Annotated in this window: 16 protein-coding genes; 11 read left to right on the top strand and 5 right to left on the bottom strand. The window is 71.0% G+C overall.

Features of this window, described 5'->3' with window-relative positions; all coding sequences use genetic code 11:
- Positions 1-230: 230 nt before the first annotated feature.
- On the top strand, positions 231-1562 hold the full coding sequence (locus AB0K60_RS14125; protein WP_364053220.1) for a hypothetical protein: 1332 nt from the start codon (positions 231-233) through the stop codon (positions 1560-1562).
- Positions 1563-1688: 126 nt separating this feature from the next.
- On the opposite strand, the gene AB0K60_RS14120 is transcribed toward AB0K60_RS14125, so the two are convergent.
- Positions 1689-2801 carry a DUF5685 family protein gene (locus AB0K60_RS14120; RefSeq protein WP_364053213.1) on the bottom strand — a complete coding sequence of 371 codons (1113 nt, stop codon included), beginning with the start codon at positions 2799-2801 and terminating at the stop codon, positions 1689-1691.
- Between the two features lie 172 nt (positions 2802-2973).
- Between AB0K60_RS14120 and AB0K60_RS14115 the strand changes: the two genes are divergently transcribed.
- Entirely contained in the window at positions 2974-3357 is a 384-nt protein-coding gene (locus tag AB0K60_RS14115; protein ID WP_364053210.1) for an MmcQ/YjbR family DNA-binding protein, read from the top strand.
- A gap of 1764 nt (positions 3358-5121) precedes the next feature.
- Complete coding sequence (locus tag AB0K60_RS14110) at positions 5122-7464, top strand: LuxR C-terminal-related transcriptional regulator (RefSeq protein ID WP_364053207.1); 2343 nt, start codon at positions 5122-5124, stop codon at positions 7462-7464.
- A 739-nt stretch (positions 7465-8203) separates the two neighbouring features.
- Here the strand turns inward: AB0K60_RS14110 and AB0K60_RS14105 are convergent.
- The gene (locus AB0K60_RS14105; protein ID WP_364053204.1) at positions 8204-8587 is read right to left on the bottom strand and encodes an Lsr2 family protein; all 384 of its coding nucleotides are present in this window, start codon (positions 8585-8587) and stop codon (positions 8204-8206) included.
- 1024 nt (positions 8588-9611) lie between these two features.
- Here AB0K60_RS14105 and AB0K60_RS14100 point away from each other — a divergent pair.
- The 3 genes from AB0K60_RS14100 to AB0K60_RS14090 all read left to right on the top strand — a co-directional run bounded on the left by AB0K60_RS14100 (position 9612) and on the right by AB0K60_RS14090 (position 11459).
- Positions 9612-9962, top strand: a complete 351-nt coding sequence (locus AB0K60_RS14100) for a hypothetical protein (RefSeq protein WP_364053201.1) — start codon at positions 9612-9614, stop codon at positions 9960-9962.
- 162 nt (positions 9963-10124) lie between these two features.
- Positions 10125-10322 (top strand): DUF2795 domain-containing protein, encoded by a 198-nt coding sequence (locus AB0K60_RS14095; protein WP_364053198.1) that lies wholly within the window; start codon positions 10125-10127, stop codon positions 10320-10322.
- A gap of 99 nt (positions 10323-10421) precedes the next feature.
- Positions 10422-11459, top strand: a complete 1038-nt coding sequence (locus AB0K60_RS14090; protein WP_364053195.1) for a LacI family DNA-binding transcriptional regulator — start codon at positions 10422-10424, stop codon at positions 11457-11459.
- A gap of 200 nt (positions 11460-11659) precedes the next feature.
- Here AB0K60_RS14090 and mmsB read toward each other — a convergent pair whose 3' ends face one another.
- Genes mmsB through chvE form a run of 3 tightly spaced genes read right to left on the bottom strand, consistent with a single transcriptional unit; the run spans position 11660 to position 15610 of the window.
- On the bottom strand, positions 11660-12919 hold the full coding sequence (mmsB, locus tag AB0K60_RS14085; protein WP_364053192.1) for a multiple monosaccharide ABC transporter permease: 1260 nt from the start codon (positions 12917-12919) through the stop codon (positions 11660-11662).
- Positions 12916-14433: a multiple monosaccharide ABC transporter ATP-binding protein gene (gene mmsA, locus AB0K60_RS14080; RefSeq protein ID WP_364053496.1), complete on the bottom strand. Its 1518-nt coding sequence runs from the start codon at positions 14431-14433 to the stop codon at positions 12916-12918. The genes mmsB and mmsA overlap by 4 nt, the downstream gene beginning before the upstream one ends.
- Positions 14434-14473: 40 nt before the next feature.
- Complete coding sequence (chvE, locus tag AB0K60_RS14075) at positions 14474-15610, bottom strand: multiple monosaccharide ABC transporter substrate-binding protein (protein WP_364053189.1); 1137 nt, start codon at positions 15608-15610, stop codon at positions 14474-14476.
- Positions 15611-15945: 335 nt separating this feature from the next.
- Between chvE and AB0K60_RS14070 the strand changes: the two genes are divergently transcribed.
- The 5 genes from AB0K60_RS14070 (at position 15946) to yjfF (ending at position 22121) form a co-directional block, all read left to right on the top strand.
- Positions 15946-17046 carry a LacI family DNA-binding transcriptional regulator gene (locus AB0K60_RS14070; RefSeq protein WP_364053493.1) on the top strand — a complete coding sequence of 367 codons (1101 nt, stop codon included), beginning with the start codon at positions 15946-15948 and terminating at the stop codon, positions 17044-17046.
- A 45-nt stretch (positions 17047-17091) separates the two neighbouring features.
- Entirely contained in the window at positions 17092-18081 is a 990-nt protein-coding gene (locus AB0K60_RS14065; protein ID WP_364053186.1) for an ABC transporter substrate-binding protein, read from the top strand.
- A gap of 274 nt (positions 18082-18355) precedes the next feature.
- Positions 18356-19879, top strand: coding sequence for a sugar ABC transporter ATP-binding protein (locus tag AB0K60_RS14060; protein ID WP_364053183.1), 1524 nt, complete (start codon positions 18356-18358; stop codon positions 19877-19879).
- Positions 19876-21129 (top strand): ABC transporter permease, encoded by a 1254-nt coding sequence (locus tag AB0K60_RS14055; protein WP_364053180.1) that lies wholly within the window; start codon positions 19876-19878, stop codon positions 21127-21129. Before AB0K60_RS14060 ends, AB0K60_RS14055 begins: the two co-directional genes overlap by 4 nt.
- Positions 21126-22121 (top strand): galactofuranose ABC transporter, permease protein YjfF, encoded by a 996-nt coding sequence (gene yjfF / locus AB0K60_RS14050; protein WP_364053177.1) that lies wholly within the window; start codon positions 21126-21128, stop codon positions 22119-22121. The genes AB0K60_RS14055 and yjfF overlap by 4 nt, the downstream gene beginning before the upstream one ends.
- Positions 22122-22136: the final 15 nt, after the last annotated feature.

The following is a 22136-nucleotide window of genomic DNA, read 5'->3' as shown; positions in this document are numbered from 1 at the left end:
GCGCGAGGGGCCGACGGGACAGAATAACATTTCCGTCAGAAAGGGATGAAGTGCTCACAAAACGGCAAAATTCACAAAAGTGATCGAGTGTGGCGGATCGCTGTACGTCGGGTGCCGTGAGTTAACTCTTGTCACAAAAACACCACCGTTCCGTGGCGTAACCCCCGTACCTTCTGGGATGATCCCCTGGAGAGAGCCTGCCGGACATCGAAACCGACGGACAGTGACTAATGCCCCCCATTGACCAAATCACCAGCTTCGCGGCGAACAATCCGGTCGGAACCGCCATCGTCTGTGCCTCCGCCCTGATCGTTCTCGTTCTAGCGTTCCTCGTCCTTCGCAACCTCATCCGGACCATCGCCGACATCCTGCGCAAGTGGGCCGAGAACCGCCCGGCGGAAGACATCCTCACCATCGTCGCCGCCAGCATCGCGACGGGTGTGTCGGCCCAGGGCATGTGGCGTTTCTCCGGCGACGTGCTGGGCTTCGACGGGCCTTTGCGGCTGCTGCTGTTCGCGTTCATCGAGGTCGCCGTCATCACCAGCGCCGTGCGCGCCCGGCGCAACATGCGGGAGAACTTCTCCGCCGGCATCGACGGCATCGCCGTCTGGGCGCTCACCTCGCTGTCGGCCGTCCTGTCGGCCATGGACGCCCGCAGCCTGGCCGAGGCGGTCTTCCGGCTCGCCGCCCCGCTGGTCGCGGCGTGGCTGTGGGAGCGAGGCATGGCGATCGAGCGGCACCGGATCACCGGCCGGTCCCGGATCAACTGGCGTCTCACCCCCGAGCGGGTCATGGTCCGCCTCGGTCTCGCCGAGGCCAGCGACCGTACGGCCAGCGAGGTGGACGCCCACCGCAGGCTGACCCGCGTCGCGCTCGCCGCCAAGCGGGCCCGCGCGCTGCGCGCCGCCGGGGCCTCCGAGCGGCGCATGCGGCGGGCGCTCAGCAAACTGGACCGGGCGATGGACCAGGCCGTGGAGTACACCGGCCTCGCCGTCGATCCCACGCGCCAAGAGGCGCTTTTGTCCCAGATTGGAGCGCTCTATAACAGTGCGGCACTTATGGACCTGAAACCGCCGGTTCCATGGGAGCCGGAGCAGGAGGAGCAGGCGCCTCCGGCGCTCGTCGGCCAGACCGCCATCTCCGCTTCCACGCTGGATCCGGCCGCCTCGTCCGCCTCCGGCACCAAGACGCGGCACCAGATGCCCGCCCCTCGTCCCTCCGCGATCGACGACGACGAGGACGAGGACGAGGTCGAGGTGCTGGAGCCGCCCGCGCAGACGGCCGACCCGGCGCAGCGTGCCGTTCTCTACCGTGCGGCGCGCGCCTACTGGGACCGGCAGATCGAGCGCAAGTTCGTCCCCCGGGCCGCCGACATCGCCAAGGAGACCGGCCTGCCGCTGGCCACCGCTCGCGAGTACCGCGCCCTCTGGAAGCTGGAGCCCCGGGCCCACGCCCTCCTTGAGGCCGCCTACAACGAGCACGGCGAACGCGACACCGGCACCTTCCCCGCGATCGAGGTCGAGGCCCGCGTCCTCACCGCCAACGGCGCCTCATCGAGCTGAGTCGCCTGAGCCGCCGTCGTCCGTATCGATCGTCCAGATGTGATCGTCATAGCGATCGCGAACCGCGAACCGCCGCTCCCGGCCAGGCCCGGGGGCGGCGGTTCGTCGTTAATCGCTGTTAATCGCTCAGCAGTCGCAGCCGCAGCAGTCGCAGCCGTCACAGCAGTTGCCGTCGCAGTCACAGTGCCGGCAGCAGCGACAGCAGTCACAGCAGCCACTGCAGTCGCAGGAGTCGCACGGGCAGGTGAACCTGTCGCGGCAGCGCTTGCCGTAATCAGGGCTCCAGCGTGGCTGGTAGGCGCCGCAGGTGCACGCGACCATGCACTCGGCCAGGCAGGGGAAAAAGCCGCTCGGCGCCTCGGGGGGACGGCGCGGCCCGCGCTTCTCGCGCTCGTCGAACGTCCGGCGGACGGCCTGCCGTACCTCGGTCACCAGCAACGCCCGCTCCAGTGCCCGGCGCTCCAGGTCCAGGTCGTCGACGGCGAGGGCGAGGCCGTGGGCGGCGTCGTCGCAGAGGCGGCGCACCTCCTCCAGGGAGGTGCCGGTGGCGGTGATCGGGTTGTAGGCGCCGGCCTTGAGATCGGCGTCGAGGTCCTCGACCGCGTCCAGCAGGTGGGCCAGGCGCCCGAACAGCCGTCCGGCCTCGGCGAGCGCCTCGGCGTTGTGCGGCTTGCCGGTGAGCGGGCCGGTGCGGGCGAACACGGCGGAGACGGCGGTCTCGGTGGGTTCGGTGAGCTCCAGCAGCGTCAGGCCGCCGCGCGCCTCAAGCAGCGGCTGGCGGTCCAGCGCGTCGCGCAGCACCTCATCGTCGAGGCCGAGTTCGGCCGACTCCCGGGCGCTCGCCCGGCTCCAGCGGTCCGCGACCCTGCGGGCCACCGCGCCCACGAGGGGACGGGCGTAGAGGCCGTCGTGGTCGGCCACGTGGTCGCCGATCTTGCCGGCGGCGAGGGCGAGCGACGCGGCGGCGGCCAGGCGCGCGCCCTCCGCGCGGGCGTCGACGACATCGGCCCCGGCGAAGCCGCGCAGCGCGCACGGCTTCGCCCTGCGGTGCGGGGACAGCTCCGGGGCCTGCGCCTCGGCGAGCACGGAGACCAGCAGGCCGTCATAGTTGGTGACCAGCCGCGCCAGGTGACCGTGACGGTCGCGAAGCGTCAGGCAAAGGCCGCAGAGGTGGGCTATCCACTCTTCGTGCAGAGACTTGCACAAGGTGTGGCGACAGGGCCGAACGATACCGAACACGGCCGACAACCCTAGAGTGGCCCGATTCCGTGCGCCAGAGAAAAGCCGCGATAGCCCTCAACACGGTGGCTCTCGCCAACGCGCGTCACCGCTTGCGCCGGGCCGTCCGACGGCGGTTCCCGTAGTGTGGGGACGGACGTCGGCCGGTTGCCGTGGTGAGGGGAGGCGCGGGGTGAGCGGCGAGGACGTGATGGAGCGTCTGCGGGAGATCTGCCTGTCGCTGCCGGAGGCCGTGGAGAAGGCGTTCGGCGGGCACACCTCGCCGTCGTTCCGTGTCCGCGACAAGCTCTTCGTGATGACCTCGGAGGACGGCCGGTCGATGATGTTCAAGGCCGCGCCCGGCGTGCAGGAGGCCTTGGTGGCCTCCGCCCCCCAGCGGTTCTTCGTTCCCGCGTACGTCGGGCACAAGGGCTGGGTGGGCGCCCGGCTCGCCGCCGACCAGGACTGGGACGAGATCGCCGAACTCGTCGAGGACAGCTACCGCCTGATCGCCCCCAAACGCCTCGCCGCCCGGATTCGCCTTTCCGCTCCGGAGGATCCCGCCGTACGGGAATGACGGCGATCCCGACGTTGTGGGGATGACGGCGATCCCGCCGTACGGGGTGACGGCTTCCCCGTGGTGCCGCGCACAGGACGCGGCAATGGGCGCAGCCGGGGCACAGTGCGCCCGGTGGGCCTCGCCTCCTGCGGTCTTCTCGTCGCAAAGCCGAACATGTCGCCCGCAAAGTGCATCTCTCATATATGAGTGCCGGATTCCGCGCCGGCGGGCGTCGCCTCATCGGGCGGTGCGCGCCGCCGAAGCCGGCCGGATGGTCATGAGCGCAGGATGTCTCGTTGCCTCCGCCTCGGCGGCGGGACTGCGGCGAAGCGAGGATGACGTGTTATTACCGACCGGTAATCAGGTGGCGGGGCGCCAAGGGGCTGGCCGAATGGTTTACCAAACGTGATGACAAGTCATGTCTTAATCAATGACAGAGTGATAGGGAGAGGGAGCCGGTGTCCGTGCCTTTCGCCTCCCGTCCCCTCGGACCGCCCATGAACGATGCATTCGGTCGGGACGCTGACCTGGGCGGGCCGCCCGCCGGCCACGGCGCCCTGCCGGACGCCGTACCCGTGCTGACCGGCGGTGATGCGTGTTCCCCGGATTATTACCGGGACTTACATAATCCTGACAGATCGTCGGTTTTCAGAGCAGAGTGTGTGATTGAAGGTTCTACATGCCTCCTTTCGTCAATTTGGTGGATAATCTCAACCAGGTCATTGCAGGAGCCTGGCTTCGCGTCGACTGGGGGACGGAGTAAATCAGGCCATGAACGTACAGCGGGGGACGGCGTTCGGTGACGCGGGACGTTGCGAGTTCTGTGGTGTTGAGCTGCGCAAACGGCCCGGTACGGCGGGCCGTCCGGCGAGGTTCTGCTCCGGAACGTGCCGTCAGCGTGCCCGGCGCCGTCGATTGGCCGCGGAGAAGGTCGGCGTGGGCCGCGCGATCACGGATCACGGGCGGACGGCCGACGAGGACGTGCTTCGGCACGACCCGGCACGCCTGGACGCCGACCACCGTGAGGCCGACTACCGAGACGCCGTCCGCGGGAACTCATGCGGCGATGCCTCTCGCGCAAACGCGCCCGTCGTGAGCCTGGCGTGCGGCGGCACCCCGTGGGCCGACGCGGCATGGGCGGACGCGACGCCGAGGACGGCAGGCGCCCCCGCCGAGGACGGCCCGACCCGCCTGGCCCTGGCGCAGCCCGCCCCCCGCCGGTACGCCGACGAGGCCCCGGCTCGGCGCGTCACCGCGCCGTCCTCGAACGGCCACGCCGCCACGCGATCGCCCGCGCGCCAAGGAGGCCCCGGGGAGCGTCCGGCGGGCGAACACCCCGCCCAGGCGGCTCGTGCGCAAGCGCCGTCCGACGCGATGCCCGCCACCAGCTCACCGCCCACCGACCTTTCCTCCCCCCTGCCCGCCGCGATCGCCGATGGAGCTATGGCCTCGGCCCGTGGTGCGTCGCGGCTTCCCTCCGACGTGTCGCGGGATCCCGGCGCGTCCGGCTCTCTCGCCGGGAGGGCCTCGGCCTGCGGTGCGTCCGAGCCTCCCGGCGGCGTGGCACGGGACCCCGGAGCATATGAGTCCCTCGCCGGCAGGGTTCGGGGCCCGAACACGCCCCAGCCCTCCACCCAGCCCTCCACGCGAATCGGTCATGCGATACCCCAAGCCCCCTCACTGGCAGCTTCCGGCCGTACCCCGTCAGCGGCCCACGACGGCCCGTCACCGGCGGACGGCTTCGCGCAGGCGCCGCCGACGGCGATCGGACTGCCCGCCCCCTTGGACGCCTTCGTCGGGCGCGAGGACGAGGTCGCCGAGCTGAAGGCGCTGCTCGCGAGCGCCCGCCTGGTGACCTTGATCGGCCCGGGCGGAGTGGGCAAGACCCGGCTCGCCCTTGAGCTCGCCGCCCGGGTCGGCGTCAACCATCCCGACGGCGTCTGGCTTGTCGAACTCGCCGGGGTGAGCGACGGACGACTGCTCGCGCACCGGGTGGCCGAAAGCCTGGGGATCCACCTGGGCCGCCCGGCCGAGGCGCGCCGCGAAACCCACGGCCTCCAGCTCGGCGAGGGGCGAGGGGAGCCGGTGGAGCCGCTGCTGGTGGACCTGCTGCGCGGCGGCCGCGTGCTGCTCGTCCTGGACAACTGCGAACATCTGGTCGACGACAGCGCCCGCCTGGCGGTGACGCTGCTGCGCGCCTGCCCCGGTCTCACCGTGCTGACCACGAGCCGGCAGCCGCTGGACGCGCCCGGCGAGCACCTCTACCCCGTGCACGGCCTGTCCCTGGCACCCGCGCAGGTCCCGCGCACCCGCGGCGAACTGCTGCGCTCGGACGCCGTACGGCTGTTCGTCGAACGGGCCAGGGCCGTCAGCCCCGCCTTCGAGCTGACCAAGGAGAACGGCGACGAGATCGCCGAGCTGTGCGCCCGCCTGGACGGCAACCCGCTGGCCATCGAACTCGCGGCCCGGCAGGCCAGGCAGCGCCCGATCGGTCACATCCTCGACCGGCTCGACGACCGGCTGCGCCTGCTCAGCCAGGGCGTCCGCACCGCGGAGGAACGTCACCGGGACCTGCGCGCGGCGATCGGGTGGAGCTACGAACTGCTCGACCCGGACGAGCAGCGGCTCTTCCGCCGCCTGGGGGTGCTGACCGGCTGGTTCACCGTGAACGACGTGCTTGAGGCGTGCGGCGACGACGGGCACACCGCCGACGAGCTGCTGGATCAGCTGGGCCGCCTGGAGGCCGGCTCGCTGGTGGAGATGGAGTCGGACCGCTCGGGCGTCCGATTCCGGCTCACGGAGTCGATCCGCCTGTACGCCCAGGAACGGCTGGCCGGCGCGGGCGAGGACGACGACGCCTACGAGCGGCTGGTCGCCTGGCTGCTGGAGCTCGCCGCCCCGGTCGCCGGCGACGAGCGGCTGCCCCGCTCCGCCGACGACCTCGCCCCGCTCGCCGCCGAGTTCGACACCCTGCGCAACGCCGTGGACTGGGCGACCCGGCGGGGCGACGACCGGCGGGCGCTGCTCGCCACGGCGTTCGCCCACTGCCTGGTACGACGTAACCGGCCCGACGACGCGCGCAGGCTGCTCGACGCGGCGCTGGCCGGCGTCGATCCCGCCTACCCCGGCCGGGTCCCGGCCCTCGCGTACGCCGCCCTGCTGGCCGCCCGCGACGGCCACGGCGAGCGGGCGACGGAACTCGCCGAGGAAGGGCTCGCCCTCGCGCGGGCCACCGGCGGCCCGGTCGCGCTCGCCCGCGCGCTGCTCGCCCTGCAGGCCGTACGGTCGTGCACCGGCGACCCGGACGCGGCCGAGACCGCGATGCGCGAATGCCTGGCGCTGTTCGACGGGCCGGACGCGGGCGCCTCCGCGAACCTGGCGACGTGCCTCCACGAGCACGCCCGCCTGGCCCTGCGCACGGGAGACCTGGACCACGCGGGCACGTTGCTGGACCGATGCCGCTCGATCCACCGCGACCTCCACTCCGACGAGGCCGGGCCGGTGCCGGTCGAGTGGGTGCACACCGCCGCGACGTACGCCCTTCTCCGCGGGGACACCGCCGCCGCCGGCCTGCGCTGGAAGGAGGCGCTCGCCGCCCACCGCACCCACGGCGACGCCCCCCTTCCGCCGCTCGCGCTGGAGATGATCGCCGGCCTGGCCGTGGTGGCCGCCCGAGGCGGCGACCAGCTCCGCGCGGTACGGCTCGCCGCCGCGGCGGGCGTTCTCCACGACGGGCCCCTGGTGCGGTGCGGCACGATCCCCGCCGACGTCCTCACCGAGGCGGTGGGGTCCGCCCGCGCCGCCCTCTCGCCGGCCGCCGCCGCGACGGCCGGTCGAAACGGCGAACGCCTCGACGTCCCCGCATTGATCGCCTACGCGCTGGACGGCACCTGGACCGAGCCGGCGGGGCTCGCCGCCGAGCCGGTCCTCACCGACCGGGAACGCCAGGTGGCCCTCCTGATCGCCGAGGGCCTGCCCAACCGGCAGATCGCCCGGCGCCTCCACGTGTCCGAACGCACCGTCCACACCCACCTGGAGCGGATACGTTCCAAGCTGGGCCTTCCCTCCCGCACCCACATCGTCCGCTGGGTCATGGAAGAGGCCGAATCGACCATCGAATCCTGACGGGGCAGCGGGCCCTGACCGGGCAGGGGGCCACCCCCGACTCGTGGGGACGGGTGGGGCGGGAGGTACGTGACCCACGACTATGGGCGACAGCCCCGGCCGGTCGGCGAGCTGGATCTCGTGCGACGGGAGGTACGTGACCTGGGACTACGCGCGATAGCACCAGCCGATCGGCGAGCTGGATCTCGTGCGACGGGAGGCACGTGACTCGCGACTACGCGGACCTATCGCTCGAACAGGGGCGCTTCGCTCGTGTGGATCTGACGAAGACCTTGCGCGGCTGTGACACGCTGCGGGGGAGGCGAGGAGGAGGGCCGAGGGCCGCCACGACACGGGTGACGGCGATGCTGTGCGGGATGGCACCCACCCCGAAGGGCGCCTCCGAGGAAGGCGCCGCAGGGCCCTCTCAGGGCCCTGAGAGGGCGCTGAGAGGATGCTGAGAGGATGCTGAAAGGGTGCTGAGGGGTGGCAAAGGGTTTTCGGTGGGCGCGTGTTCGAGGGGACGCCGTGCGCCCTGCCCACGTGGGGCACGGCCGGGGTCGTGAAGCGCGCCCGGCGTCCCGGCGACCGCCGCGCAGGGTGAGGACGCCGCGCAGGGTGAGGACAGGGACGGGCGCCGAGGGCGCGATGTCCGTCCCCGCGGGTCAGCCGTGGCCTGACAGGGTCAGGCCCATTCGGTGGTCCCCCCGGGACACCGGTCGACCGGGGGGACCACCGGCTGCCATGCGCCGCTCGCCCGTCAGGATTCTTCCGACGACGACTTGGCGCCGGTGATGCGGCTCGGGTCGTCGGCGTCGTACGCCTCGGCGAGATGGGTGGAGATGCGGCCCCGCTCGCTCACCGGCAGGCCGTGCTGCTTCGCCCAGGCGCGGATGCGCGCCGACCGCTGACGGTCGCCGCCACCCGACCGGGCGCCGCGAGAGCCCCGGCCACGGCCGGAACCGGCGGCGGGCGCCTTGCGCGCGGCCTCCTTGAACGGCTTCAGCGCGTTGCGCAGCTTCTCGGCATTCGTCTTGCGGAGATCGATCTCGTAGGTGATGCCGTCCAGAGCGAACTTGACCGTCTCGTCGGCCGGCGAACCGTCGAGATCATCGGTGAGTGTGACCACCGTCTTGAGCGCCATAGTGTCTCAGTCCTCCGTGCTCGGCATTTGTTGTGCTGTGCCCCGGCCGGGGATTCCTCGTTTGATGCCGCCCGCGATCGTCCCTCGCCACGCAACCGGTCAAGGCAAATCATCAAATCCCATTATTGCCGATACCCATTAGTTCCATCAAACCAGCTCCATAGCCGCTTGGGTAAACCTTGCGGACGGGCACGGTCCGGCCCACATGGTGGACAGGCGCGAATAGCCGTCCGGACAGCCTGAAATGGCGGCGTGGGAGCGCATCCACGGCCGTGGGCGGTGCTTCGGCGCGGCCCCGGCCGCGGGGTCGGGGTGCGTCCGGCGGGCCGTACCCCTGCTGACCAGGAGTGGAGGGGTGAGGCGGCTGCGGGCGGGCCGACTGCCCGCAAACAGGGACAAGACGGACGATCGAATCGGCACCGGTCTCGGCAAACCAGTAGGGAGCCGCTCACAATGCGACATGTCATGTCGCCAACCGCCGTTCCGTGACATCGTCGCTGCGTCTCCGCCTCGCCCACGCTGAGTAAAAACTGACACCAACCGTCACGCCCGACGCGGGGGCCCTATGGGCAGGGCGCTTCGTCTTTTCCGGCTAACCCGCCGGGCTTTTCCGCCCTCGGCCCAGTGAGCGCACTTGCCCCACCTGCGGCGCGATAAGCCCATGCTTCTCGCGGATACGTGATTGTCCCCATGCGCCACGATCGCGTACCAAGACCGCGGCCATGTCCCGTGCCCCCGCACGGCTTTCCTCCGGCGGGCCCCGCAACGCTCCCCATGGCGTCATGCCCCCGGCCGCGCCGCCCGCGCACGGCTTTTCACCGTCCGTTTCCTTCGGTACGGGCGGGGTGACCGTACGATACCGCCGCCGCCGCGGGCCGCACCCGATCTCAGGCCGCTGAGCAGGCGCGACGCGGTGATCGCGGCGTCGTTCCCCCGCCACCGCCTATTTCGCCCGGCAAATCGCATGAGCCGGTTTCCGGGGCCGATTTCCGGATCGTCGGAGACGATCGCTACCCTCCCGCGCATGGCCATACGACCTACCGAACTCTGGCGTAAGGACGCCGATGTCCTGTGGAGGCGTCCAGAGCCGTTGCTTGACCTGATCGACGAGGCGTTAGGCGCCTTCGAGGGCGACGTCGCCGCGCTCGGCGACGACGCGGAGGACGAGAAGATCTTCGACGTTATCCGGCGGGTGGTTCTCGAACTCAACACCCTCGACCACGAGCACGGCGCCGCGTTCGACACCGTGGACCGGGAGGAGTTGTGCGAGTTCATCCACCGCACGCTCACCGAGCACGGCGTGGACGTACCGGAGCTCGCCAAACGGCGCGGCATCGAACCCTCCGCGATCACCGACGAGTGGCGCGAGTGGTGACGCCGGCCGTCGGCGTGCTCCGCCCCCTGCGCTGACCCGGGGGATGACAGGGGGATGGGGCAGGAAATGACCGGGGAGATGACGCGGGCGGGCTGAATGCCCGGCGGATCGCGGGGTAGGCCCAGGGATTCGAGCGATGGGAGGAGACCGATGGGAGGAGACATGGCAGGCAAGCCCAACCCGATCCAACTGCAGAAGCACCTGTCCGGCGTCGACTACCCGGCGAGCCGCGACGACCTGGTGAAGACGGCCCGCTCGCAGGGAGCCGACGAGCAGATGGTCAAGGCGCTCCAGTCCATTCCGGACAAGAAGTACGACGGCCCCAACGCGGTCAGCAAGGCGGTCTCCGACCAAGGCTGACCCGAGCCGTCCCGCCCCGCCGCCGGACGGCCGTGGGCGCGTTCCCGGCGCGTACGCTCCAGCACGCCTGTTAACGTCATCATCTGGGGTGGTACGCGTATGACGGTGAAGCAGGACGACGAGAGGCCGCGCTCCAAGCCGGCGGTTCTGGGGGACGTGGCGGCGCTGGCCGGGGTCTCGGCGATGACGGTCTCCCGGGTGCTGAACGCGCCCGACCGGGTGCGGGCCGAGACCCGCGCCCGGGTGCTGGCCGCCGTGCGCGAGCTGGACTACCGGCCCAACCTGGCGGCCCGTCAACTCGTCACCGGCCGTTCCGGCGTGCTCGGGGTCGTGAGCATCGACACCACCCTGTACGGCCCGGCCTCCACTCTGTACGGCATCGAGCAGGCGGCCAGGCTCAACGGGTACACGGTGAGCATCGCCAGCCTGAGCGCGCTCACCCGCAAGTCCATGGAGGAGGGCGTGCGCAGGCTGCGCTCGCAGGCCGTGGACGGCGTCATCATCGTCGCCCCGCACGAGTCGGCCGCCGACGGCCTGCGTCACCTGCCGCCCGGCCCGCCCGTCGTCGCGGTCGACGCCCCGGGCGAGCCGCCCGTCCCCGTGGTCATGGTGGACCAGCGGGCGGGAGCCGTACGGGCGACCCGGCACCTGCTCAACCTCGGCCACCGCACCGTACGGCACGTGGCGGGGCCGATCGACTGGACGGACGCCAGCGGCCGGATCGAGGGCTGGCGCGCGGCGCTGGAGGCCGAGTCGCGCCCGGTCCCCGAGGTGCTGCGGGGCGACTGGAGCCCCCGCTCCGGCTACCAGATCGGCCGGAGGCTGGCGGACGACCCCGAGGCCACCGCCGTCTTCGTGGCCAACGACCAGATGGCCCTCGGCGTGCTGCGCGCCCTGCGCGAGGCGGGCAGACGGATCCCCGAGGACGTCAGCGTCGTCGGCTTCGACGACGTGCCCGAGGCAGCCTACTTCTGGCCCCCGCTCACCACCGTCCGCCAGGACTTCGGCGAGGTCGGCCGCACCGCCTTCCACTTGCTGATCGAGCGCATGGCGGGCGCCGAGTCCGCGGACCGCCGCCTGGTGGAGCCGGAGCTCATCGTCCGGGACAGCACCGGCCCGGCCCCCACCGGCCGCTGAGGACGCACGCGGAGCCCAGGGCCGGGCACAGGGGTGAGCACAGGCCAGAGCACAGGTACGCGCGTTCGGACACGCACCACGCCGTGAACAGGCGGCGGGCGAGGAGGGGGACGGAAGGGGATGCTGTACTGCGGCAGGGCCCGGAGGATCCCGCCGTGACCGTCGTGCCCGGCCAAGCGGGCCGGGCACGACGCGCGCGGTCAGCTCGTGGCGGACGCGGTGCGGCGTTTGGTCCACACGTCGAAGGCCACGGCGGCGAGCAGGACCGCGCCCTTGACGAGCATGACCCGCTCGCTGGGCGATCCGATCAGGGACATGCCGTTGTTGATCACGCCCATGATGAGCCCGCCCGTGACCGCCCCGACGACCTTCCCGACTCCGCCCTGTACGGCCGCGCCCCCGATGAAGGCCGCCGCGATCGCGTCGAGCTCGAAGGCGTTGCCCGCCGTCGGCCCGGCCTGGTTGAGCCGTCCCGCGAAGATCACCCCGGCCAGGGCCGACAGAACGCCCATGTTCACAAATATCCAGAACACGACGGACTTGACCTTGACCCCGGACAGCACCGCCGCCTGCAGGTTGCCGCCGATGGCGTAGATCCGCCGCCCGAACACCGCCCGCTGAGTCAGCAGCGAGTACCCGAGCACCAGCGCCGCCAGCAGGATGAGCACCCACGGCAGGTTGCGGAACCGCGCGAGCTGCACCACCACGAACCCGATCACGGCCGCCGCCGCGACGATGCGCAGCAGGAACACCGGCAGCGGATCGACGACCTGCCCGTACCGCAGCCGCCCGGCCCGCGCCCGCCACTGCGAGACCGCCAGCCCGACGATCACCGCCACGCCCACGAGCAGGCTGACCAGGTCGGCCCCGCCCAGCGGCCCGAGCCCGACGTTGCCCAGGTAGCCGCCGGTGAAGCCGTTGGCGAGCGTGCGCACCTCGTCCGGGAACGGTCCGATGCCCTGGTTGCCGAGCACGGTGAGCGTGAGCGCCCGGAACAGCAGCATCCCGGCGAGCGTCACGATGAACGCCGGAATCCCGAAATAGGCGATCCAGTAGCCCTGCCAGGCCCCGATCGCCGCCCCGGCGACCAGCGTGATGAGCAGCGCCAGCGGCCACGGCATCGCGTACTCGACCATCAGCACCGCCGCGATCGCCCCCGTGACCGCGACCACCGAGCCCACCGACAGATCGATGTGCCCGGCGATGATGATCAGGATCATCCCGATTGCGAGGATCAGGATGTAGGAATTTTGCACCACGATATTGGAGATATTCTGCGGCTGCAGCAGCGCCCCGTCGGTGAGCACCGCGAACAGCGCGACGATCAGCGCGAACGCCACGTAGATGCCGCTCTGCCGCAGATTGAACGACAGCCGCCGCGACCGTCGCGCGGGCGGCTTGGGGGAGTCCGGGGGCCCCTCGGACGCGACGGCCGCGTCCGGGGAGGAGATGCTGCTCATCGGGTCTGCCCGAGTCCTTTCGTCATGTACTGCATGAGCAGTTCCTGGGTGGCCTCCCGCCGGGAGACCTCGCCGGTGATCCGCCCGGCCGACAACGCGTAGATCCGGTCGCACAGGCCCAGCAGTTCGGGCAGCTCCGAGGAGATGACGAGGATCGCCCTGCCCTCGGCGGCGAGCCGGTTGACGATCGAGTAGATCTCGTATTTGGCCCCGACGTCGATGCCGCGCGTCGGCTCGTCGAGGATGAGCACGTCGGCGTCCGTGAACATCCACTTGGACAGCACGACCTTCTGCTGGTTGCCGCCGCTGAGCTTGCCGGTGACGCTCAGCACGCTCGGCGCCTTGATGTTCAAGCCGCGCCGGAACTCCTCGGCGACCCGGTACTCCTCGTTGTCGTCCACCCAGCCGCGCCGGGCCAGCTTGGGCAGCGCGGCGGCCGAGACGTTCCGCTTGACGTCCTCGATCAGGTTGAGGCCGTAGCGCTTGCGGTCCTCGGTGGCGTAGGCGATGCCGTGCCGGATCGCGTCGCGCACGTTCCGCACCTCGATCGGTCGTCCGTCCTTGTAGAGGCGGCCGGAGATGCCGGTGCCGTACGCGCGTCCGAAGACGCTCATCGCCAGCTCGGTACGGCCCGCCCCCATCAGCCCGGCGAGGCCGACGATCTCGCCGCGCCGCAGGGTGAGGTTCACGCCCGAGACGACCGGCCGGCCCCGCGTCGGGTCGTGCACCGTCCAGTCCTCGATGCGCAGCGCCTCGGCCCCGATCGTCGGCTCCGGGCGCGGCGGGAACCGGTGCTCCAGGTCGCGGCCGACCATGCCGGCGATGATGCGGTCCTCGGTGACGTCGTCGGAGTCGGCGCGCAGCGTCTCGATCACCTCGCCGTCGCGCAGGATGGTGATCGCGTCGGCGATGTCGATCACCTCGTTGAGCTTGTGCGAGATGATCACGCAGGTGATGCCCTCGTCGCGCAGGCCGCGCAGCAGGTCGAGCAGGTGGGCCGAGTCCTCGTCGTTGAGCGCGGCGGTCGGCTCGTCCAGGATGAGCAGCCGTACCCGCTTGGCGAGCGCCTTGGCGATCTCCACGAGCTGCTGCTTGCCGACGCCGATGTCCTGGACGAGGGTGACCGGGTTCTCGGCGAGGCCGACCCGCTCCAGCAGCAGGCCGGCCTCGTGGTTGGTGCGGTTCCAGTCGATCAGGCCGCGGGTGGCCCGCTCGTTGCCGAGGAAGATGTTCTCCGCGATCGACAGTTGCGGGCACAGGGCCAGTTCCTGGTGGATGATGACGATCCCGCGGTGCTCGCTGTCGCGGATGCCGGAGAACCGGCACGGCTCACCGTCGAAGAGGATCTCGCCCGCGTAGGAGCCGTGCGGGTACACGCCGGACAGCACCTTCATCAGCGTGGACTTGCCGGCGCCGTTCTCGCCGCAGATGGCGTGGATCTCGCCGCGCCGTACGGAGAGGTTGACGTCGTGCAGCGCCCGCACGCCGGGGAACGCCTTGGTGATCCCGCGCATCCGCAGGATGTCGATGTCGCTCACGGAGGCCATCGCGGGCTCAGCCGAGCTGGGAGGCGGTGTAGTAGCCGGTGTCGATGAGCTCCTTGCGGTAGTTGTTCTTATCGACGATCACCGGCTGGAGCAGGTACGACGGCACCACCTTGACGCCGTTGTCGTAGTCGGTGGTGTTGTTCACCTCGGGCTTGCCGCCCTTGAGCACGGCGTCGGCCATCTTCACGGTGACGTCGGCGAGCTGCCGGGTGTCCTTGTAGATCGTCGAGTACTGCTCGCCCGCGATGATCGACTTCACCGACGCCAGCTCGGCGTCCTGGCCGGTCACGATCGGGTACGGCTGCTCGGAGGTGCCGTAGCCGTTGCTCTTCAGCGCCGACAGGATGCCGATCGACAGCCCGTCGTAGGGGGACAGCACGCCGTCCACCTGGGCGCCGCCGCTGTAGGTCTTGGTGAGCAGGTCCTCCATGCGCTTCTGCGCGGTCGCCGGGTCCCAGCGCAGGATGGCGACCGTCTTGAAGTCGGTCTGCCCGCTCTTCACCACGAGCGTGCCCTTGTCGAGGTACGGCTTGAGCACGGACATCGCCCCGTTGAAGAAGAACGTGGCGTTGTTGTCGTCGGGGGAGCCGGCGAACAGCTCGATGTTGAACGGCCCCTTGGCGTCGCCCGGCGAGCCGTCGGCGTTGAGCAGCTTCAGCCCGGTCAGCAGCGAGGTGGCCTGCTGCACGCCGACCTTGAAGTTGTCGAAGGTGGCGTAGTAGTCGACGTTCGGGCTGTTGCGGATCAGCCGGTCGTACGAGATCACCGGGATCTTGTTGTCCGCCGCGCGCTGCAGCTGGGTGGTGAGCGCGGTGCCGTCGATCGAGGCGATGACCAGCAGTTTCGCGCCCCGGGTGATCTGGTTCTCGATCTGGTTGACCTGGGTGGGGATGTCGTTCTCGGCGTACTGCAGGTCCACCTTGTAGCCGAGCTTCTCCAGCCCGGCCTTGACGTTCTCGCCGTCGCTGATCCAGCGCTCGGACGACTTGGTCGGCATCGTCACGCCCACCAGCGCCCCCGCGTTCCCGGCCGCCGCGGACTGGCGTGCCTCCGCGTCAACGGTCTTCTCGCTGGAGCCGCACGCGGTCGCGGTCGCGGCCAGCGCCAGCGCCGCGACGGCCGTCGCGAATCGTCGAAGTCTCATCTCGTCTCCTAGCGGTGGGGGATGGCCGGAAGCGGCGTTGCGAAGGGCGAAACGAACGGCCGGGCGGGCTGCGCGGGACGGCGAGGGTGCCGCCGCCTCCCTCCGATCTCCGGCTCTTGGGCCCCGATTGTTTGCGTTAACAATCGGCATGTCAATAGCCGCAGCTAACGTGGCTGTAACGTGACATCGGCGATTTGCGGACTTCCGCCGTGACCTGACCGTAACAAAGCCGGGGGTTGACGGTGGCGGATGTTAACGCTCACAGTCTTCACCAACAGACCGGGTGGACGGGAGGAGCGACCGTGGAGATCGACGCGAGACGCCGGCCGCCGGTGATGGCGGACGTGGCCAGGGCCGCGGGCGTCTCGCACCAGACGGTCTCCCGGGTGCTCAACGATCACCCCAACGTGCGCCCCGCCACCCGCGCCCGCGTGCTGGAGGCGATCGACCGGCTCGGCTACCGCCGTAACCTCGCCGCCCGCGCCCTCGCCACCCGCAGCTCGCGCACCCTCGGCGTGATCAGCTTCGACACCACCCTGTACGGCCCCGCCAGCACCGTCTACGGCATCGAACGCGCCGCGCGGGCGGCGGGCTACTTCGTCAGCATCGTCAGCCTGCGCACCATCGACCGCACCGGCGTCCGCGAGGCCATCGACTACCTGGCCGAGCAGGGCGTCGCCGGGATCGTGGTGGTCGCCCCGCAGCGCTCGGCGGCCAGCGCCCTGGAGGACCTGCCCCCGGACATGCCGGCCGTCGCCGTCGAGGGCGGCCACGCGGGCGAGGTCTCGGTGGTCTGCGTGGACCAGGCCGAGGGCGCCCGGCTCGCCACCGCGTACCTGCTCGACCTCGGCCACGAGACGGTCTGGCACGTCAGCGGCCCGCCGGACTGGCTGGAGGCCGAGGGCCGCGTCGAGGGCTGGCGCGCCGCGCTCGCCGCCGCCGGCCGGCCGGCGCCCGAACCGCTCGCCGGCGACTGGAGCCCCCGCTCCGGGTACGCGGCCGGGAGGCGGCTGGCCGCGATGGTCGGGCGGGTGAGCGCGGTGTTCGTCGCCAACGACCAGATGGCGCTCGGCCTGCTGCGCGCCCTCGCCGAGGCGGGCGTGCGGGTCCCGCAGCAGATCAGCGTGATCGGGTTCGACGACATCCCCGAGTCGGAGTTCTTCTCCCCGCCGCTCAGCACGGTGCGGCAGGACTTCGGCGCGGTCGGGCGGCACAGCATCGACGTGCTGCTGCGGCGGATCGCCGCGCAGGGCGAGAACGGGCACGAGCGGCTGGTGGTGCCGCCCGAGATCGTGCCCCGGGCGAGCAGCGCCGCGCCGGGCGGCGGCCCCGGCGCAAGCCCCGAGACGCGCTCCGATAAGTGCCCCGCGACGCACACCGAGACGCACTCCGAGACGCACTCCGAGACGCGCTCCGAAACGTGCCCCGAGACGTGAACGCCGGCGGTCCCGGCGTCAGCGAAAAGAAAGGACACCCCCCAGATGAAGAGGTTCTCAGGGCTCATCCTGATCGGCGCGCTCGCCGTGACGGTGGCCGCGTGCGGCGGCGGAGGCTCGGGCGGCCAGGGAGGCGCGGCGGCCGGGGGCGGCGATGGCAAGATCGTCATGGGCTTCTCGCAGGTCGGCGCCGAGAGCGGCTGGCGTACCGCGAACACCAAGTCGGTGCAGGAGGCGGCCGCCAAGGCCGGGATCGAGCTGAAGTTCTCCGACGCCCAGCAGAAGCAGGAGAACCAGATCAAGGCGATCCGCTCGTTCATCCAGCAGCGCGTGGACGTGATCGCGTTCTCGCCCGTGGTGGAGTCGGGCTGGGACCCCGTGCTGGTGGAGGCGAAGAACGCGAAGATCCCGGTGATCCTCACCGACCGGGCGGTGGACTCCAAGGACACCAGCCTCTACAAGACCTTCCTCGGCTCGGACTTCGTCGAGGAGGGGAAGAAGGCCGGTCAGTGGCTGGTGGAGGAGTACAAGGACTCCACCGAGACGGTCAACATCGTCGAACTGCAGGGCACCACGGGATCGGCCCCGGCCAACGACCGCAAGGCCGGCTTCGCCGAGGTCATCCAGGCGGACCCGAAGTTCAAGATCATCGCTTCGCAGACCGGCGACTTCACCCGGGCCAAGGGCAAGGAGGTCATGGAGGCGTTCCTGAAGTCCAACCCGGACATCGACGTGCTGTACGCGCACAACGACGACATGGGGCTCGGCGCGATCGAGGCGATCGAGGGCGCGGGCAAGGTGCCCGGCAAGGACATCAAGATCATCACGGTCGACGCGGTGAAGGACGGCATGCAGGCCCTCGCCGACGGCAAGATCAACTTCATCGTGGAGTGCAGCCCGCTGCTCGGCCCCCAGCTCATGGACCTCGCCAAGAAGGTGGTCGCGGGCGAGCAGGTGCCGGCCCGCGTCGTCACCGAGGAGACCACCTTCACCCAGGAGCAGGCCAAACAGGTCCTCTCCAGCCGCCAGTACTGACCTCGACGTCACCGACCTCGACGTCGTGACGCGGCGGAGCCGTCTCGGACGTCCCCGGCTCCGCCGGTCGAGTCCCCGCCGGCACTCCCGCGACATCGCCCACCGCGACGGTCTCCCGGCGCCGGACGGGTGAGGGGACGAGCGGTACGGTCCGGCGCCGAACGGGCGGTGCCGGACCGACCGGACGTTCGCGACGGCCACCACCAGACACAACCAGACCAGACACGACCAGACACGACCACGACCAAGACCACGACCAGAGAGGAAAGGCCGCATGGCCGCAGCCGAGCCGATCGTGCGGATGCGCGGGATCGGCAAGCACTTTCCCGGCGTCAAGGCGCTGGACGGCGTCGACTTCCGGCTGCTGCCGGGCGAGGTGCACGCCCTCATGGGGGAGAACGGCGCGGGGAAGTCGACGCTGATCAAGGTCCTCACCGGCGTGTACGGCGTCGACGAGGGCACCGTCGAGCTGGCCGGGCGGCCCGTCGCCTTCTCCAGCCCGCTCGCCGCGCAGCAGGCCGGGATCAGCACGGTCTACCAGGAGATCAACCTGTGCCCGAACCTGTCGGTGGCGGAGAACATCTTCGCCGGACGTCAGCGCACCCGGTTCGGCTTCATCCGGTGGCGGGCCATGCGCCGCCGGGCCGCCGAGCTGATGGGCCGCCTGGAACTGGACGTGGACGTCTCGACGCCGCTGTCGGCCTGCTCCCCGGCCGTACAGCAGATGGTGGCGATCGCCCGCGCGGTCGACATCGAGGCCCGGGTGCTGATCCTGGACGAGCCGACCTCCAGCCTCGACGCCGGCGAGGTCGAGCAGTTGTTCCGGGTGATGCGCCGGCTGCGGGACGAGGGCATCGCGATCCTGTTCGTCTCGCACTTCCTCGACCAGGTCTACGAGGTGTCGGACCGGATGACGATCCTGCGCAACGGCAGGCTCGTCGGCGAGTACCTCACCCGGGAGCTGCCCAAGGTCGAGCTGGTCGCCAAGATGATCGGCCGTGAGCTCGCCGACCTGGAGGAGCTGGAGGGCAAGCCGCACGTCCGTCCCGCCGGGGACGCCGCGCCGCCGCTGGTCGAGGCCGAGGGGCTGGGCCGTACCGGGTCGATCCGGCCGTTCACGCTGACGATCCGGGAGGGGGAGGTGGTCGGGCTCGCCGGTCTGCTCGGGTCCGGCCGCACCGAGCTCGCCCGGCTGCTGTTCGGCGCCGACCACGCCGACGAGGGCACGGTGCGGGTCGGCGGCGAGCGGGTGACGCTGCGCACGCCCCGGGCCGCGACCGGCCGGAAGATCGCGTTCTGCCCGGAGAACCGGCGGGCCGAGGGGCTCGTCGACGAGCTCAGCGCGCGGGAGAACATCGTCCTGGCGCTGCAGGCGGCGCGCGGCTGGAGCCGTCCGCTGCCGCGCCGCCGCCAGGACGAGCTGGTCGCCAAGTACATCGCCGCGCTGAACATCCGGCCCGGCGATCCCGACCAGCCGGTGGGCACCCTGTCGGGCGGCAACCAGCAGAAGGTGCTGCTCGCCCGCTGGCTGATCATGGAGCCGCGGCTGCTCATCCTCGACGAGCCCACCCGGGGCATCGACGTCGGGGCCAAGGCCGAGATCCAGCGGTTGGTCGCCGAGCTCTCCGACGGCGGCATGGCCGTGCTGTTCATCTCCGCCGAACTGGAGGAGGTGCTGCGGCTCAGCCACCAGGTGGGGGTGCTGCGCGACCGCGCGCTCGTCGCCCGGCTCGACAACGACGACGCCCTCACCACCGACGTCCTCATGCACAAGATCGCGAGCGGAGCGCCGTCATGACCCTCGCCTCCTCCTCACCGGTGCTCGCGGCGGCGGTACGGCACCGCCTGTTCTGGCCGTCGATCGCCCTGGCCGGGCTGCTCGCGCTCAACGTCGCCTTCACCGACGGCTTCCTCGGCGTCGAGATGAAGGAGGGGCACCTCTACGGCAGCCTGGTGGACATCGCCCGGTTCGGCGCCCCGCTCATCCTGGTCGCGCTCGGCATGACGCTCGTCATCGCCACCGGCGGCATCGACCTGTCGGTCGGCTCGGTGGTGGCGATCGCCGGGGCGCTGGCCTGCCTGCGGATCAGCGGCCTGCCCGACCAGAACGCGGTCGGCGGGGTGCTGTCGGCGGTCGGGCTCGCCCTGGGGCTCGCCGTGCTGCTCGGCGCGTGGAACGGGGTGCTCGTCGCCGTGGTCGGGATCCAGCCGATCATCGCGACGCTGATCCTGATGGTCGCCGGGCGCGGCCTCGCCCAGCTGATCACGGACGGGCAGATCATCACGATCAACAGCGTGCCGTACAAGCTGATCGGGGGCGGCTACTGGCTGACCCTGCCGTTCGGGGTGCTGGTGGTGGCCGCGCTGGTGGCGCTGACCGCGTTCCTCACCCGGAGGCTGGCGCTCGGCATGTTCATCGAGGCGGTGGGCGGCAACGCCGAGGCGAGCCGGCTGTCGGGCATCCGCTCGCGCGGCGTGCTGATCGTCGTGTACGCCTTCTGCGCGCTGTGCGCGGGCGTCGCCGGGCTGATGATCAGCTCGAACGTGTCGAGCGCGGACGGCAACAACGCCGGGCTGTGGATCGAGCTCGACGCCATCCTCGCCGTCGTCATCGGCGGCACATCGCTGTCGGGCGGCCGGTTCTCGCTGAGCGGCACCGTGCTGGGGGCGCTGATCATCCAGACGCTCACCACGACGATCTACTCGATCGGGGTGCCGCCGGAGACGACGCTGCTGTTCAAGGCGCTGGTGGTGACGATCGTCTGCCTGCTGCAGTCCCCGGCGTTCCGCCGCAGGGCCTTCGGGCGGCGTGCCCGGCCGGCGCCGCCTCCGCAACCGGATGACGAGGGCTACGTCGGAATCCACGCGGACGATCGGTCGGACGAGGGCCGGACCGTCGCCCGTCCGGAGGAACGCGAAGACGAGCGCGTCGGCGCGGACGATCACGCCGACGACCGGGCCGCAGAGACGCCGGGCGCCCGCTCGGACGGATCCGATGGCGCGGCGGACCCCGATGAGACGAGAGGAAGGGCGGTGAGCGGGCGATGACCGCCTCCGGCACCACCGCCGCGCGGCGCGGCACGCTGCCGCGGATCCCGCGCGCGTACGTCCCCGTGCTGGTGACCGCGGGCCTGTTCGTGGCGATGTTCGCCGTCGGGGGCCTGCGCTACGAGGGGTTCGCCACCGGCCAGATCATCATCAACGTCTTCATCGACAACGCCTTCCTGCTGGTGGTCGCGGTCGGCATGACGTTCGTGATCCTCGCCGGGGGCATCGACCTGTCGGTGGGGTCGGTGGTGGCGCTCTCCACGATGATCGCCGCGACCCTGCTGCGGGACGGCTGGTCCGCCCCGGCGGTGATCCTGCTCGTGCTGGTCGTCGGCTCGGCGCTCGGCCTCGGCATGGGGGCGATCATCCAGTACTTCGAGATCCAGCCGTTCATCGTCACCCTGGCCGGGATGTTCCTCGCCCGCGGCCTGTGCTACACGATCGGCACCGACTCCATCCCGATCGACAACCCCGTCTTCAGCGGCTTCGCGCAGACCAGGATCGACCTGGGGCCCGAGCTGTGGATGTCGCCCGGCGTCGTGATCGCCGCGCTGGTGGTGCTGGCTGCGGCGTACACGCTGCATTTCACCCGGTTCGGCCGCTCGGTCTACGCGGTCGGCGGCAGCGAGCAGTCCGCGCTGCTCATGGGCCTGCCCGTGGCCCGCACGAAGATCGCGGTCTACACGATCAGCGGGTTCTGCTCGGCGCTCGGCGGGGTGCTGCTGTCGTTTTACATGCTGTCCGGGTACGGCCTGCACGCCGTCGGCATGGAGCTGGACGCCATCGCCGCCGTCGTCATCGGCGGCACGCTGCTCACCGGCGGCTCGGGCTACCTGCTCGGCACCGTGCTCGGCGTGCTCGTGCTCGGCCTCACCCAGACCTTCATCAGCTTCGAGGGCACCCTCAGCTCCTGGTGGACCAAGATCTTCATCGGCCTGCTGCTGTTCGCCTTCATCCTGCTGCAACGCCTCATCGTCGCCCGCCGCCGGTGACTCACTCGGGAGTGT

Origin of the sequence: Thermopolyspora sp. NPDC052614 (genome assembly GCF_040678635.1) — a bacterium.
Classification (GTDB): Bacteria; Actinomycetota; Actinomycetes; order Streptosporangiales; family Streptosporangiaceae; genus Thermopolyspora.
This window is presented reverse-complemented; position numbering and strand designations above follow the sequence as displayed.